This window comes from Paenibacillus sp. FSL H8-0122, from assembly GCF_038005345.1.
In the GTDB taxonomy this organism is placed as follows: Bacteria; Bacillota; Bacilli; order Paenibacillales; family Paenibacillaceae; genus Paenibacillus_AQ.
The window spans coordinates 2563289-2577936 of the sequence record NZ_JBBOTB010000001.1 but is presented as its reverse complement, the minus strand read 5'-3'; the positions used below and the strand labels follow the sequence as shown (position 1 = coordinate 2577936).

At 54.4% G+C, this 14648-nt stretch carries 15 protein-coding genes and 2 riboswitches; of the genes, 1 reads left to right on the top strand and 14 read right to left on the bottom strand.

Annotation, left to right across the window (positions count from 1 at the left end):
- Positions 1-38 precede the first annotated feature (38 nt).
- The 7 genes from NSS64_RS11370 to NSS64_RS11340 form a co-directional block, all read right to left on the bottom strand.
- Positions 39-953, bottom strand: coding sequence for a DMT family transporter (locus NSS64_RS11370; protein ID WP_341140126.1), 915 nt, complete (start codon positions 951-953; stop codon positions 39-41).
- Between the two features lie 200 nt (positions 954-1153).
- Positions 1154-1972: a VanW family protein gene (locus tag NSS64_RS11365; protein ID WP_341140125.1), complete on the bottom strand. Its 819-nt coding sequence runs from the start codon at positions 1970-1972 to the stop codon at positions 1154-1156.
- A gap of 168 nt (positions 1973-2140) precedes the next feature.
- A complete protein-coding gene (queE, locus tag NSS64_RS11360; protein WP_341140124.1) occupies positions 2141-2863 on the bottom strand; it encodes a 7-carboxy-7-deazaguanine synthase QueE in 723 nt (240 codons plus the stop codon).
- Entirely contained in the window at positions 2856-3338 is a 483-nt protein-coding gene (locus NSS64_RS11355; protein ID WP_340940409.1) for a 6-pyruvoyl trahydropterin synthase family protein, read from the bottom strand. Before NSS64_RS11355 ends, queE begins: the two co-directional genes overlap by 8 nt.
- Entirely contained in the window at positions 3338-4003 is a 666-nt protein-coding gene (gene queC, locus NSS64_RS11350) for a 7-cyano-7-deazaguanine synthase QueC (protein ID WP_341140123.1), read from the bottom strand. Before queC ends, NSS64_RS11355 begins: the two co-directional genes overlap by 1 nt.
- Positions 4004-4048: 45 nt before the next feature.
- Positions 4049-4549 carry a preQ(1) synthase gene (gene queF, locus NSS64_RS11345; protein WP_340940406.1) on the bottom strand — a complete coding sequence of 167 codons (501 nt, stop codon included), beginning with the start codon at positions 4547-4549 and terminating at the stop codon, positions 4049-4051.
- Between the two features lie 82 nt (positions 4550-4631).
- Positions 4632-4675: riboswitch (PreQ1 riboswitch) on the bottom strand.
- A gap of 72 nt (positions 4676-4747) precedes the next feature.
- Complete coding sequence (locus NSS64_RS11340; protein ID WP_341140122.1) at positions 4748-5488, bottom strand: ZIP family metal transporter; 741 nt, start codon at positions 5486-5488, stop codon at positions 4748-4750.
- A gap of 174 nt (positions 5489-5662) precedes the next feature.
- On the opposite strand from NSS64_RS11340, the gene NSS64_RS11335 reads away from it, so the two are divergent.
- The gene (locus NSS64_RS11335) at positions 5663-5998 is read left to right on the top strand and encodes a hypothetical protein (RefSeq protein WP_340940404.1); all 336 of its coding nucleotides are present in this window, start codon (positions 5663-5665) and stop codon (positions 5996-5998) included.
- 96 nt (positions 5999-6094) lie between these two features.
- Here NSS64_RS11335 and murB read toward each other — a convergent pair whose 3' ends face one another.
- From murB to NSS64_RS11300, 7 genes are all read right to left on the bottom strand, one after another.
- Entirely contained in the window at positions 6095-7009 is a 915-nt protein-coding gene (gene murB, locus NSS64_RS11330; RefSeq protein ID WP_340940402.1) for a UDP-N-acetylmuramate dehydrogenase, read from the bottom strand.
- Between the two features lie 167 nt (positions 7010-7176).
- A complete protein-coding gene (locus NSS64_RS11325; RefSeq protein WP_341140121.1) occupies positions 7177-7986 on the bottom strand; it encodes a (2Fe-2S)-binding protein in 810 nt (269 codons plus the stop codon).
- 43 nt (positions 7987-8029) lie between these two features.
- The gene (locus NSS64_RS11320; RefSeq protein WP_340940398.1) at positions 8030-8836 is read right to left on the bottom strand and encodes an ABC transporter ATP-binding protein; all 807 of its coding nucleotides are present in this window, start codon (positions 8834-8836) and stop codon (positions 8030-8032) included.
- A 41-nt stretch (positions 8837-8877) separates the two neighbouring features.
- Positions 8878-9912: a FecCD family ABC transporter permease gene (locus NSS64_RS11315; RefSeq protein WP_341140120.1), complete on the bottom strand. Its 1035-nt coding sequence runs from the start codon at positions 9910-9912 to the stop codon at positions 8878-8880.
- Positions 9909-10970, bottom strand: coding sequence for a FecCD family ABC transporter permease (locus tag NSS64_RS11310; protein WP_341140119.1), 1062 nt, complete (start codon positions 10968-10970; stop codon positions 9909-9911). Before NSS64_RS11310 ends, NSS64_RS11315 begins: the two co-directional genes overlap by 4 nt.
- A gap of 152 nt (positions 10971-11122) precedes the next feature.
- Entirely contained in the window at positions 11123-12160 is a 1038-nt protein-coding gene (locus tag NSS64_RS11305; RefSeq protein ID WP_341140118.1) for an ABC transporter substrate-binding protein, read from the bottom strand.
- Positions 12161-12334: 174 nt separating this feature from the next.
- Positions 12335-14152, bottom strand: a complete 1818-nt coding sequence (locus tag NSS64_RS11300; protein ID WP_340993132.1) for an APC family permease — start codon at positions 14150-14152, stop codon at positions 12335-12337.
- 128 nt (positions 14153-14280) lie between these two features.
- Positions 14281-14441: riboswitch (cyclic di-AMP (ydaO/yuaA leader) on the bottom strand.
- Positions 14442-14648 lie beyond the last annotated feature (207 nt).

Here is a 14648-nt window from a genome sequence, read left to right as displayed (position 1 = left end):
TGTAATCAAGTTTGCCTCACGGGTCTGTCCGCGTATAGCTATGAAGCGTTCGGCAGAGACTGCCGGAGCTTCATAGCTTTCCTGCGCCCGGCATACAGATAGACGCCCAGCCCGGCCATGACCAGCACCCCGCCCGCCCACTGCAGGCCGCTAAGCTGCTCACCCAGCAGCAGGAATGCGAGAATACTAGCGCCAACAGGTTCTCCCAGGATATTCATGGAGACGGTAGTCGCCGACGTATATTGCAGCAGCCAGTTGAACAGGATATGGCCGAAGACGGTGGGCACCACCGCCAGCAGGACGAAGATGCCCCATTCCCGGGCCGGATAATCGAAGAACGGTGTGCCGGTCACGAGATTGTAGACGGCAAATACGGCGGCCGCTGCGATAAATACAATCAGGCTGTACAGATAGGACGGCATACGCGCCACCAGCTTTTGTCCAAGCAGCATATGTGCGGCTACCGCTACGGTTCCGCCAACTGAGAGCATGTCACCCTTCAGATTCTCAGCAGACAAGCCAATGTCTCCCCAGCCGATAAAAGTAACGCCGAAGATGGCAATCGCCATCCCCAGGATAGCAAAGACCGAATTACGCTCTTTATACAGTATGTACGCACCGAGCATAATGAATAACGGCTCCAGCGCCATAATCATCGTCGAGCTGGCTACCGAGGTATAATTCAGCGAACCCATCCACAGCAGAAAATGCAGGGCAAGCATGACACCGGACACTCCCAGCAGCAGCCAGTCCTTCCGCCGCAGCTGAAAGAGTGCCCCGCTATAGGGACGGGCGAACGGCAGCATCAGCAGCGAGGTGAACAGCAGACGGTACATCCCTTGGACCGATACAGGCGCGGAGGACCATTTAATAAAGATGGAAGAAAACGAAATGGCCACAATTCCGATTACCATCAGAAGAGGCACGGGAACGGGCGGTTTATTGGTACGCATGACAGAACGCCCCTTCATAGGATGTAAGACTCATTATGTTAATTTAACGTAAATCGGCGAAAAAAGCAGCATTTTTTCAAAATATAGAATCTATATGTTGCTATTCAGCACAAAAAAAAGGCACAGAATCCGCCTCTGACGGGTCCCATGCCTTATACTTGTTCTCCTTACACTAGGGTATAACCCCAACTCCACCGGATTTATCCGTGCAGCAGCGGAGAATACATCATCAGTGCGTGGTTCTCGGCCACTGCTTCGTCACCTGCCAGCTCCCCACTAAGCGTAAGCACCCTGCGGCGGATCGCATTGCGCCGGATATACCCACCCCACGGCTCCAGGCTGATGCGGTGGCCGTCTTCATAGATCTCATAACGGTAGAGCTGCTGTCCCTCACAGCGCCATTCCCCGTGTAGATGGGTCTCATCCAGATGCAGCTTAAGCTGATAAGCGTGCTGTGTATCATTGCGCAGCTGCAGATCCAGATAATTATACGCACAAGTAGCCCCGCTGCCAAAAGGCTGGGTCCGCTGCTCATCGGGAAAGACATCATAGCTGTGCCGGTGCCGCTCGGTAACCGTCAGCGGGGTATGCAGCGTCATCCAGTAGATCAGATTGGACAACTGGCAGAGCCCGCCGCCTGTGCCGGAACGGAACCCGCCATAATGGAGCACCATTCCGTCCAGGTAGCCTTTTCTCCGCGTGGGCTTGCCGATCCTGCGCCAATAGGAGAAGCTCTCGCCCGGTTGAATGACAAGCCCGTCCAGCTTCGTCACCGCGAGCCTCAGGTTCACGATTTTGTTGTGCTGGAGCTGCATATCGACATTGCGCAATTTGCGCAGCAGCGGTGTAGCATGACTGGCCGCCTCATACGGCAGAGCTTCACTGCGCTGTTCTGTAGCCAGACGTCCGCTGGCTGTGATCCATTTCCAGTATCTTTTCCAGGTGAAATACCGCTTGCCTGCAAATAATCGCAGCTTGGACCGCCGGATGGGCTTCATGTTGCTGATTACCGAATTCATGGAATGATTGCCTCCCTCTCCCACATCATTGTTCAATTATAGTACAACTGAACCGGCCGGAGGCTACAATTCTGTCCCATTTCTATTACAGCAAAAGACCGGAACTCCCCTGTAACGGAAGCCCGGCCATCAGTAACTCTATTCGGATTCATCCCGGCAGCGGGCGCGCTATTTCCCCCGCTTATTATGCCAGATCAGGGCATGCAGCTGCGGCAGCACCCGTGCGCGGTTCATCTGCGGATCGGCAATGACCAGGCCGAACAGCCATTCCAGCCGCCCCAGCAGACGGCCTGAGATGTCGCCTTCCTCCGTGACGTTATCGTTGCCCGGCTGCAGGAACAGCGGGACCTCAGGGTACCTGTAATGTACCTTGCGGGCATACTCATAATCCTCCTGGTTAAAAACAACCACCTTCAGGCTATGCGCAGCCTTGCCGTTATCAGCGGCTCTATGCATAATCTCATCCAGCTTATCCCAGTCCGTCTGCATCCCGGAGCTAGGCGGCTTGGGGCTGATCGTCAGCACATCCACCTCAAGGAACCAGTCCTGCCAACGGCTGCCCTGCGTCTCAATCGCCGCCTGGATGCCCCGCTCGTGGAGGAGGGAGATGAATTCGCCCATCGCCTCCCCGATCAGCGCCGGGTTGCCCCCGGAGATGGTCACACAATTGAAATTCTCCCCCGCCAGCTCCAGCAGCCCCGCGAGAATCTCCTGCGGCGACAGCATCGTTACTTTATCCTTAGCCGAGCCGTCCCAGGTGAAGGCGGAATCGCACCAGCCGCAGCGGTAGTCGCAGCCGTAGGTGCGGACGAACATCGTTTTGACGCCAATGACCGCCCCTTCCCCCTGGATTGTCGGGCCGAACATTTCAATGACCGGGATTCTACTCATTATCGCAGCCTCCATACAGCCGGTAAGCCGGTCCCTCCTCGGGGATATCTGCTGCCAGCACCTCAGCCCAGGAGGTCGGAGTCTCCCATAGCTTGACCGAATACACCGGCAACGCCGCTTGCTTCAGCTCATAGGCAATATAGGCAGACAGATTCTCCGCAGTGGTGCGGAAGGAGAGCATCGCTACCTTGGAGCCGGTCGCCTTCAGCGTCTCCAGCACAGGCTCATTGCCCATCGCCAGAAAAGCATGATCCAGACGCCCAACCACCGCCTCCTGCACAGCCGCCTTAATATCGCTGAAATCGATGACGAACCCCTCATCCGACTGTCCTTCCTGAACGGACGGCACACCTTTCAGCACTACCTCCAGCCTGTAAGTATGCCCGTGCAGATTACTGCATTTCCCCTTGTGTCCGATTAGCTGATGGGCAGCGTCGAAGGTGAATATTTTGCAGACGGCTACTTCGCCCCGCATTATAGTCCCGCCTCCTGACGCTCTGCCTCATACTGCTCCAGACCCCGCTTACGCAGAAGACATGCCGGACAGGTGCCGCAGCCGCTGCCGATGATTCCGTTATAGCAGGTCAGGGTCTGCTCCCGGACATAATCGAACTGGCCCAGCTCGTCTGCCAGCTTCCAGGTTTGCTTTTTGTCCAGCCACATCAGCGGGGTATGAATGACGAACTCCACATCCATGGACAGATTAAGCGTGACATTCAGCGACTTCACGAACACATCGCGGCAGTCCGGGTACCCGCTGAAGTCCGTCTGGCAGACCCCGGTGATAATGTTGGAGTAGCCGAGCTGCTTGGCCAGAATTGCCGCGAAGGACAGGAACAGCAGATTACGTCCATCCACGAAAGTGCTGGGCAGCTCTTCCCCTTCACCTGCGGTAATGTCAATATCCTCCCGGGTCAAAGCGTTCGGAGCCAACTGGTTCAGCAGCCCCAGGTCCAGAATATGCTGCTTCACGCCGAACCTTGCGGCTATCGCCTTGGCGACTTCAATCTCGGCCGCATGGCGCTGATTATAATTGAACGTGACCACCTGAACCTCCTGGAATTCCTGCAATGCCCACGCCAGGCAGGTCGTGCTGTCTTGGCCGCCGCTGAAGACGACTAATGCTTTTCTATTTACCATACTGATCTCTCCTCCTGATTGCTCTGCGAAGCTGGCTCCTGCGGATTAACGGTTGTCCACTTTCTCGGGATACAGATCATGATTCATCAGCCGGTGCTCGGCCATCGCCTCATATTTGGTTCCCGGACGCCCCCAGTTGCAGTAAGGATCGATGGAAATACCGCCGCGCGGCGTGAATTTGCCCCACACTTCGATATAACGCGGCTCCATCAGCGAGATCAGATCATTCATAATAATGTTGACACAGTCCTCATGGAAATCCCCATGATTGCGGAAGCTGAACAGATAGAGCTTCAGTGACTTCGATTCCACCATTCGGATATCCGGAATGTACGAGATGTACATCACCCCGAAATCCGGCTGACCGGTCACGGGACACAGGCTGGTGAACTCGGGACAGTTGAATTTGACGAAATAATCACGGCCGGGATGCTTGTTATCGAACGCCTCCAGAATTCCCGGATCATAGCCGAACTTGTACTGTGTGCCTTGGTTGCCCAGCAGGGTAACCCCCTGCATTTCCTCTTGCATTCTGCCTTCTGACATGACAAAAAACCCCTCTCTTTTCCCTAGGCCCCTGGCCTGAACTGGAAAGAAGAACGAGATTTCGAAAACCTGGCTCTACTAAGATAGCTTAGTTTTTTATAGAGGGAGTTCGCGAACCTCTCCTGCGCGCGGCGCAGATTCCTTCTTTAGCTTGGTGCGTCTTGAACTATACCATGATTGCAGCGGGCTTGACAACCCTCACAGCTGATCCAGAATCAGCGAGCACAGCAGTCCCATCGCAGCGATGAACCCTGTGAGCGGCCCCCCTTCTTCGTAGGCTTCGGGCATCATGCTGGAGGACACCATAGCAATAATCCCTCCTCCGGCAAAAGAGGCAATCAGCGCTTCCGTATACCCGCTTGCGTGATCCATGAACGCATATCCCGCCCCTGAGGCCAGTGTGGAGATAGCGAGTACGCCAAGCCACAGCAGCATAATCTTGCCTTTGCCATAGCCGTCCTGCTTCAGTCCAGCCGTGCTGGACAAGCCTTCGGGAATATTGCTGATGAAGATGGCAATGACCAGCAGTACGCTAACGCCTTGACCCGCAATGAGACTTGCGCCGATCATGATCGATTCAGGAATCGCATCCAGTACCGTTCCGGCAAAAATAGCCAGCCCTCCGCCCTTGGCATCGCTTTTCCCTGAAGAAGCTCTGGCTGAGCGCTTGCGTCCGGCTCCCCCTTTACGCGAGATCAGCCAGTCGAACAGCGTGAACACCAGCGCTCCGGCGGTGAAACCGATAATCGTCGGGGTCAGCCCGCCGTCACTGGCAGAATCCTCTAACAATTCATACGCCGCCGCGCCGATCAGCACACCAGTTCCGAACGCCATAATGAAGCCGATCAGCTTGCTTCGAATCTGCAGGAATAAGGCCAAGAGCGCGCCAATCATGACCGCCGAGCCGGAGACTGCGCCCCATAGCAATGCATTCCCCATCCGATTCACCTTCTTGTAGGATATTGGCATCATTACAATGCATAAGAATAGTTTACACACGAATGAAGAACGGCAAACACCTTGCATAGTTCAACTAATTTGCACGGATTCATTTGCATGGAAAGGGGTAACTTAGAATTAACAATCTCTATTAACCGAAGGATGGGATCACCTATGGAAGCAAACGTACAGAAGCTTATCGATTGGCTGGAAGCCCGGAAGGATACGACCCTTGTTATCGAAAAACGGGAGCTGGAGGATCTGGACACCGTCCACTTCAAGCTGGAGACCGTTGACTACCGGAACGCTGACGATGTCATTGATGATTATCTGGACAGTGCGGTCATTCTGCGCGGCACAGGCAGTACCCTGAATGCGGACGGAGAGCTGGTGCCCCTGCCGCAGCCGGGATATGAGCTGGCAGTGAGCGGTCTGCAGCTTCATGAAGTGTCCGAAGCCAAGGTGGATCTGCAGACTAGCCGGGCGAAATATTCGCTGGCTGTAAGCTGATTATCCGGCGGCTCCGGCCGTAAGAATCTAAAGAGGGTGCAGTGATAAGCCAACATCCCGGCTTAGAGCTGCACCCTCTTTTTCCACAATTATCGCCTATAACTCTTCCCCGATAATCTCCACTTCCGTCTCCAGCTCCACATCGAACTTCTGCTTCACCGCTGAACGTACATGCTGGATCAATCCGATATAATCACTTGCCGTTGCATTGTCGGCGTTAATAATGAAGCCCGCATGCTTGCGTGAGACCTCAGCGCCTCCGATGCGCGTGCCCTGAAGACCGCTCTCCTGAATCAGCTGCCCCGCGAACCGGCCCGGCGGCCGCTTGAATACACTGCCGCAAGACGGATACTCCAGCGGCTGCTTCGATTCCCGCAGATAGGTTAATTCATCCATGGATGCCTTAATCGCGGCAGGATCGCCTGGAAGAAGCGCAAATCTGGCCTCCAGCACGATATACTTTCCGCTGGAGAAGATGCTTTTGCGGTAGCCCCATTGAAGCTGGTCGCTGTGCAGGGTCACAAGCTGGCCGTCCGGGTCAACGACAAGCGCACTGTGCAGCACATCCTTCACTTCCCCGCCATAGGCTCCCGCGTTCATGTAGAGTGCCCCGCCTACCGTGCCGGGGATGCCGCAGGCGAATTCCAGACCGGTCAGCGCCTGCTCCAGCGCATAACCCGAGACATCGATAATCTTCGCCCCGCACTGCGCATAGAGCAGGCCGCCACGGATGCCCATCTCTGACAGATCGGAGGTCTGGAGCACGATGCCCCGGATGCCTCCGTCCCGGATAATGACATTGGAGCCGTTACCGAGAATTGTAAGCGGGATCTGATGATCATGGGCATAGGCAGAGATGCTCCGGATCTCTTCATATGTAACAGGGGCCGCCAAGATATCTGCTTCGCCGCCCATGCGGGTATAGACCAGATCCTTAAGGCTCTCACGGCGTTTCAGTGAGCCTGCTGTAATGAGCGGCTGCAAATCCTCATATATGTTGTCAATATTCATTCTTCATGCTCCTAACTCTATGAACAAGATAATAGTGGTACATATCGCCGGGCAATCACGCTTCAGCAACCACAACTTTAACAACGAACAGGCTCCCTTGTCAATGACAGGAGCCTGTTAAGAAGCTGCATACAGCATTATTATGTTTCGAAATTCCCATTTATACCCTATTCGCCTGCTGCTGCGCGCTCGGAGCGGAATTCCTCCCGCCGTGCGGACCGCTCCTCCTCCTTCATACGGGGACAGGTATAACACAGCCGCCCGCCCTCTGTCCGGTAATACATACAGCAGCGGTTGCGCATCTGCACCGTCTGCTGCGGGTCCGCGAGCGACTCGATTCTCCGCACCTTCACCTGGAACGGATTGCGCGGCAGCCCGAATACGGCAGCAGGCAGCTCATCCTTCAGATAGGCGTAATCCTCCTCCAGCCGGCGGAGCAGGAGCAGATCTGTAAGCTCAGCGGCAAAGGCTTCCGCATAATAATTGAATTTGGTCGGCATCTGTCCCCAGATCTCCACAAGCGAAAGGCCGCTCACTTGTGAAGCCATGCGTATCAGCGGTCCGGCTGTACTCTGATAGAAGCTCGTGAGCACCTCATTGCGCCAAGCCTTGCGGCCAGGCTCATCTGCAGGAGCTTGTCCCATCCCCCATTCACGAAGCGAGAAGGCAACACGGCAATAGCCGTCTGCCGGAACAAGATGCAGCCGCAGATTTCGTAAGCTGAAGTCTGGTACGCATAAGAAGCCGGTCACGGAATATTGGACAGCGAGTGCAATAATGCTTAAGTAACCGCCGAAATACGCACCGGCGGCTTTATCATCGAGCGCCTTCATCAGCGGACGGTAAGCCTCCATGAAGGTCCTCATCCCCGCCTCTTCTGCCAGTTCAGCAGCGGCGAAGGAATGCGCGGTCCCCTCCGGTACTGTAGAATGGAGATCGAACTTCGAGCTATATTCTTGCATCAGATGTTCATTCATGCTGCTGTCCACTCCCCGCTTGCACAATTCTGTATCATCCAGCCTATAACCCTACTGCCTTATATGCCGCCAGTTCGTATGGCAGACAGAGCGGCACACCTGTACGCGGATCAGGCACAATATCTGCCTCAATGCCGAATACCTCACGCAGCACCGCCGGTGTCATTACCTCATTCGGAGCGCCTTCGCTGATCACATTACCGGATTTGATCGCTACCATATGTTGCGCGTAACGCGAGGCATGGTTTAAATCATGGACAACCATAATAATTGTCCGGCCTTCCTGCTCATTGAGCTTCTGCAGCAGCTGAAGCACCTCCAGCTGATGGGCCATATCCAGGAAGGTCGTCGGCTCGTCAAGGAACAGAATATCCGTCTGCTGGGCCAGCGCCATGGCGATCCAGGCCCGTTGCCGTTGTCCGCCGGAGAGCCGGTCAATCGGCCGGTCACGGAATTCATTCATGCCGGTCAATTCAATCGCTTCAGCAATGATGCTGCGGTCTTCAGGCGTCAGGCTGCCGAAGCCCTTCTGATGCGGATACCGTCCATACCCTACCAGCTCAGATACCGTTAAGCCGTCCGGGGCCGTAGGATTCTGCGGCAGAATCGCCAGCTGGCGGGCCACCTCTTTGGTGGAGAGATTGTGAATGGACTTCCCGTCAAGCATTACATTGCCGCTCTTCGGCTTCATGATCCGGGCCATCGTCTTCAGAATCGTGGACTTTCCCGAGCCGTTCGCCCCGACAAGCGCTGTAATCTTCCCTGTCGGAAGCGACAGATTCAGCCCCTTTACAATCATAGTCTCCGCATATCCGATGCTCAGCTGCTCTGTATTTAAACGTTCCGACATGATACACACTCCTTAGTTTTTTTTATTTATATCCATCCCTGTTACGCTTTCGATGTAGCCAAAAGATATAAAAAGTACGGGGCTCCAATAATCGCCACCACGATACCTGCCGGCACCTCTGCCGGCTGCAGAATCCAGCGCCCAATGGTATCTGCCGCAAGCAGCAGCAGGGCTCCAATCAGGGCAGCCGCAGGCAGCAGGATCTGATGGCGCGGACCGACCAGCCTGCGGGCCAGATGCGGCGCAATGAGCCCGACAAAGCCAATGCTGCCGCTGACCGATACACAGGCTCCTGCCAGCGCAACAGCCGCCGCCAGCAGCCACCGCCGTTCCCGTTCCAGTGGCAGGCCCAGTCCCTTGGAGAGCTCATCGCCCAGATTCAGTACATTGAGCACCCGGGCTTTGTAGAATGCGAAGGGCAGCAGGATCACGATCCAGGGCAGCAGGGCCAGCACAAACCGCCAGTCTCCGCCCCAGATTTTGCCGGCCAGCCAGATGGCTACGAACTGATAATTCTGCGGGTCCAGTCTTAATGACAAAATAAGCTGAAAAGCATATATCCCGGCACCCACAGCAATCCCGATCAGGATCATCCTTGTCGGTGAGAGCCCGTCCTCACTCCTGTATGACAGGAAATAGACCAGCGTTGCTGTAAGTGAAGCTCCTGCCAGGGCCAGCAGCGGAAGCAGAAGGATCGGAGCTGCTGTTGTAGCCGGTACGAAGGAGATAAAGATCAGCACTGCGAATCCTGCTCCTGCATTGATCCCCAGGGTGGAAGGCTCGGCGAGAGCATTACGCGACAAGCCTTGCAGAATTGCTCCGGCTACCGCGAAGCCTGCACCAATCAGCAAGGAGATCACGATCCGCGGCAGCCGGAAATCAAACAGAATCAGCTGCTGCTGCTTGGTACCGTTGCCGGATAGGGTATGTAGAACTTCGAGCGGTGACAGCCGCATAAGGCCGGTATTCATACTGACCAGAAACAGAATGACGATAAGCACAGCAAGCAGTGTCAGAATACCGGCCTCTCTGGAACGGCGCGGTTTGGCCGGGGGGAATGAGATGGGGCGGTTCATTTCAGCTCCCCCTTGCGTTTGCTGGCCAGATAGATGGAGAACGGTACGCCGAATACTGCAATTAAGGCACCGATCGGTGTTTCGTATGGCGCATTAATCATTCTGGCCGCAATATCGGCCACCAGGACCAGAATGCTTCCAAGGACCGCGGAGCAGGGAATAATCCAGCGGTAGTCCACCCCGACGAGGTAACGCGTAATATGCGGAATCATTAATCCGACAAAAGCGATCGGGCCCACTGTGGAGACTGCCGCTCCGGCGAGGATAACCACAATAATCATCCCTGCGATCTGTACCAGACCGGTGCGCTGTCCGAGACCTGCGGCAACATCCCGGCCCAGGCTCAGAAGCGTAATCGAACGCGACAGCAGCAGCGCACCGGTCAGGGCCGCCGCGACCCAAGGAGATATAACCTGCAGCTGCTTCCAGCTCGCTCCGCCAATCCCGCCAGCCATCCAGAAGGCGATATCCCGGGAGAGGCTGAACAGAATAGCAATGCCCTGGCTGACCGCCAGCAGCATGGCGCTTACCGCCGCACCGGCGAGGGTCAGCCGGAGCGGGGTCAGTCCGCTATGGGAGAGTGAACCGATCCCGAACACCAGCAGCGAGGCCACAGCCGCTCCAAGGAAGCAGTACAGCATGATGTACGCGAAGGATAACGATGGCGCGAAGGCAAAAGCCAGGGCCAGCCCAACGCCCGCTCCTGCGTTAAGACCGAGCAGTCCGGAATCCGCCAGCGGGTTACGGGTCATCCCCTGCATAATCGCACCGGCAACGGCAAAGCATGCGCCGACCAGCGCCCCTGCGGCAGCCCGGGGAATCCGCAGCTCACGGATGACCTGATGCTGCGGCAGCTCCGGATTGAACCGGAAGACCGCCTCCCATACGGTAGCCAGGCGGATATCCGCCGCACCAACCGATACGGATACCATCAGGCCGAAGACAATCCCTGCTATTCCCAGCACCAGAATAACAGTAGCGGCAAGCGGCCGCGACCGGACAGTTGTGTTCCCTTCATCAGAAGGAGCTTGTAGAGCAGAATCTGTGGATGAAGCCATATGCCGTCTCCTCATCAGGATTATTAGGGAAATATAGATGATTATGATTCTCATTATCGCAAAGATATGAATATTGTTCAACTTAAAAAAAGAGGCAGGCTTCTATATCCTGAGGATATAAAAGCCTGCACCATTCTCCGGCCGGTAAAGAACTATTTTACAAAACTGCTCAGAATATCATCGATAGTCTTGGAATTGGCTATAGGACCGCTATACAGCCAGCTGGTATCTTTGCCGAATTCGTGAACATTCCCTGCCTTAACGGCCGGAATTCCCTTCCAGACCGCCCCGTCTGTAATCTCTGCTCCGTCCGCTTTGTCACTGTTCACCAGAATGATATGCTCTGCAGTCAGCTCGGACAATTTCTCAAGTGAAATCGGGTTCCACGGGGCTCTGGACTCCGCAGGAATATCGGTCACGAGATTCGGGAGCTTCACTCCAAGATCGCCATACAATACTGCGCCACTGCTGCGGGTCTCGTCCACGATGAAGAAGTTCTTTGACACCAGCCACAGAACAGCTACTGAATCATCTCCGATCGCCGCAGAGACAGCCGCTTTGGCCGAAGCCGCTTTCTGGTCATAGTCTGCAATAGCCTTCTCAGCTTCTGGTGTTTTATTAAGCAGCTCACCGATTTTGAGCGTAGCCGCGCGCCAGTCACTGCTGACTTCGTCGCCCAGTACATAGGTTGGTGCGATCTTGTTCAGCTGGTCATAGAGACCATTCTGAACCGAGCCTTCCGACTGGACGATGTGGAAATCCGGCATGAAGCCGGTGACGGCTTCTAACGGCAGGTCATAGCTGATCGGCGGAACGTCCTTAAGCTCAGCAGCGAGGTACGCCTGAGTACCGTTCTTCGTAGACCACTGCGCAACCGGAGTCACGCCGAGTGCTACCAGATAATCCTCCAGATAAGAAGCAATTACACGCTGCGGATTAGCGGGAACGGTCACCTTATGTCCCATGGCATCCGTTACGGTCTTCTCCACAGCGGGTGCAGCAGTTGCTGCAGGTACCGCAGTTGCCTCCGCAGTCGCTTCCACGGTTGCTGCAGGTGCGGTGCTTGCTCCACCGTTACTGCCTGCGTTGCTATTATTATTTCCGCAAGCGGACAGCAGCAGTGTTGTAGTCATAAGTCCGGCCACCGCCAGCTTCCCGCTTCTTGATCCTTGCAGGTTGAACGAAAACATTAAATACCCCTCCTGTATGTTGTCTTCATGATTGGCAAAAGTCCTTTTACCTTCAGCTTGTCTATACTGATGATATTGATTCTCATTCTCTATGTCAACCAATAACTTATAATAACGACCAAACGGCCGTCTCCGCATCAAGCAGAAACAGCCGTCTTCCTATAATCTTCTATATTATTTATGCAGATGGAAAGGAACCGTGGCGATGACAATGTCCTTCTGATTCATCAGATAGGAGCGGATGAACAAGCTGGTCTGATTATGCAGCACCGCCTGCCACCAGTGCTTGGTCACGAATTGCGGAATCAGGACGGTAATATGATCCGTTGAAGAGGTCTTCCACTCTACTGTATCGATGAACTTCACCAGCGGGCGGATAATGCTGCGGTAGCGGGAGCGCAGGACAATCAGGCGTACGCCGGGGTTCCACTCCTCCCACTTCTGCTCCATCTTGTGAATCTCTTCTTCATCGAAGCCTACATATACAGCGACCACATTATCCGTCAATGACTTCGCATAGCTGATCGAATGCAGTACAGCGCGAGTCACACCGGCGACCGGAACGACTACGGTGCTTCCTTTGATACAAGGCTTATCGGTAGCCGGACAGATCCGCAGCTGATCGGCAATATTCATATAATGGCGGTGAATCCGGTGGAACACGATGATAACAACCGGCAGGAAGATGAAGGCCATCCACACGCTGGAGAATTTAGTGATTATGAAAATCAGGGTGATCGTTAATGTAGTGAGCATCCCCACCGTATTGACGGCGAACTTGCTCTGCCAGCCTTTCGGCTTCGTTCTGTACCATTGGACCATCATGCCAAGCTGCGACAGCGTGAACGGAATGAATACCCCTACTGCATATAATGGAATGAGTCCTTCCGTATTCCCGTGAAACGCCGCTACCAGCACAGCCGACATGACACCGAGGAAAATAATGCCGTTGGAGAAGCCCAGCCGGTCGCCGCGCACCATGAAGGCATGGGGCAGATATTTGTCTTTGGCGAACATGAACGCCAGCAGCGGGAAGGCCGAGTACGCCGTATTGGCTGCCAGGAACAGGATAACCGCCGTAATCCCCTGAATGAAGAAGTACAGTCCGCCGCGGCCGAAGGTAGACTCTGTAATCTGTGAGACCACGGTTGCCTTCTCATCAGGCATGATACCGTACCAGTAAGCGAGCAGCGTAATACCTGTGAACATTACCCCGAGAATGAGGCCCATGAGCATCAGCGTTTTGGCTGCATTTTTCTCCGCCGGCGCTTTGAAGTTAGGAATGGCATTAGAGACTGCCTCAACCCCGGTCAGAGCCGAACAGCCGGAGCTGAAGGCCTTCAGCAGCAGGAACATACTCACGTTCGATACCGCCGAGCCAATCTCAGGAACATGGGCATGGGCACCGCCGGTCATATATTTGAAGACCCCCGAGATGATGAGCACGAAGATGGAAACAACGAACAGATAGACCGGGATAGCGATGAAGGAGGCCGATTCGGTCACTCCCCGCAGGTTAACAATCGTTAAGAGCACGATAACAGATACCGCTATGAGGACAGTATGATTATGGAGATTTGGAAAAGCTGAAGTGATCGCATCCGTCCCCGCCGAGGCGCTTACCGCCACCGTCAGAATGTAATCCACCAGAAGAGAGCCGCCGGCCAGTAAGCCGGTATGAACCCCGAGGTTGGTTTTGGCTACAATATAAGCACCACCGCCCTGCGGATAAGCAAATATCGTCTGCCGGTAGGATAGAATCAGAATGGCCAGCAAGCCCAATACGGCTAATGCAATTGGCAAAGAGTACCAGATAGCGGTGAACCCGGCGGCCACCAGTACAATCAGAATTTGTTCTGTTCCGTAGGCTACAGACGAGAGCGCATCAGAAGACAGGACAGCCAGTGCTTTCACCTTGGATAACTTTTCATGATCGAGTTCGTTCGACTTCATCGGACGCCCGATCAATAGTCGTTTTACCTTGCTTACCATTGTAGTAACAGTTCCTCTCTTGGTTAAGTTGAAATGGGCTTTCCCTGCGCTGTTTTCATAAGTGGATTTCATAAATGCAGGCACCAAAATAAGCATACGGAAATGATCCGCATGCCTAATGTGCATGGTCATTATCCCACTTGTGGCTTACGAGGTTAGCTGGCGGATTCGGACTGTGGTAGCCCTACGGTTACAGGCCCTTGCGGCCCGCTCCGATTCACCCCTTTTGGCCTTGGCCAAAGTGTGGTTCCCCCGTTTTTCCTTCCGGAAAATTCAGCGCATATTCAACTTCTCACAAGGACTAATATTAAGCTACAACACGTCTTCCGTAAAGCGTGGAAACAAATGAAAAAAGAATGAAAAGCACTCAAAACAACCAAATCCATCATCCGGTATGTCTTGATCTTTCATTCTCTTTCATTATCCCTTTAACACGTGAATTTACAGGGTTTTTGCATATTATTTTTTGCTAAAATTAAGGGTATTCTCTTCTCTT

Excerpts from the sequence above, each read along its gene's own strand:
- murB (WP_340940402.1), bottom strand. The coding sequence starts at position 7,009 with ATGAATATTGACAACATATATGAGGATTTGCAGCCGCTCATTACAGCA.
- queF (WP_340940406.1), bottom strand. The coding sequence starts at position 4,549 with ATGTCAGAAGGCAGAATGCAAGAGGAAATGCAGGGGGTTACCCTGCTG.
- NSS64_RS11300 (WP_340993132.1), bottom strand. The coding sequence starts at position 14,152 with ATGGTAAGCAAGGTAAAACGACTATTGATCGGGCGTCCGATGAAGTCG.
- NSS64_RS11370 (WP_341140126.1), bottom strand. The coding sequence starts at position 953 with ATGCGTACCAATAAACCGCCCGTTCCCGTGCCTCTTCTGATGGTAATC.
- NSS64_RS11355 (WP_340940409.1), bottom strand. The coding sequence starts at position 3,338 with ATGCGGGGCGAAGTAGCCGTCTGCAAAATATTCACCTTCGACGCTGCC.
- NSS64_RS11315 (WP_341140120.1), bottom strand. The coding sequence starts at position 9,912 with ATGAACCGCCCCATCTCATTCCCCCCGGCCAAACCGCGCCGTTCCAGA.
- NSS64_RS11305 (WP_341140118.1), bottom strand. The coding sequence starts at position 12,160 with ATGTTTTCGTTCAACCTGCAAGGATCAAGAAGCGGGAAGCTGGCGGTG.
- queE (WP_341140124.1), bottom strand. The coding sequence starts at position 2,863 with ATGAGTAGAATCCCGGTCATTGAAATGTTCGGCCCGACAATCCAGGGG.
- NSS64_RS11335 (WP_340940404.1), top strand. The coding sequence starts at position 5,663 with ATGGAAGCAAACGTACAGAAGCTTATCGATTGGCTGGAAGCCCGGAAG.
- NSS64_RS11365 (WP_341140125.1), bottom strand. The coding sequence starts at position 1,972 with ATGAATTCGGTAATCAGCAACATGAAGCCCATCCGGCGGTCCAAGCTG.
- NSS64_RS11310 (WP_341140119.1), bottom strand. The coding sequence starts at position 10,970 with ATGGCTTCATCCACAGATTCTGCTCTACAAGCTCCTTCTGATGAAGGG.
- queC (WP_341140123.1), bottom strand. The coding sequence starts at position 4,003 with ATGGTAAATAGAAAAGCATTAGTCGTCTTCAGCGGCGGCCAAGACAGC.
- NSS64_RS11320 (WP_340940398.1), bottom strand. The coding sequence starts at position 8,836 with ATGTCGGAACGTTTAAATACAGAGCAGCTGAGCATCGGATATGCGGAG.
- NSS64_RS11340 (WP_341140122.1), bottom strand. The coding sequence starts at position 5,488 with ATGGGGAATGCATTGCTATGGGGCGCAGTCTCCGGCTCGGCGGTCATG.
- NSS64_RS11325 (WP_341140121.1), bottom strand. The coding sequence starts at position 7,986 with ATGAATGAACATCTGATGCAAGAATATAGCTCGAAGTTCGATCTCCAT.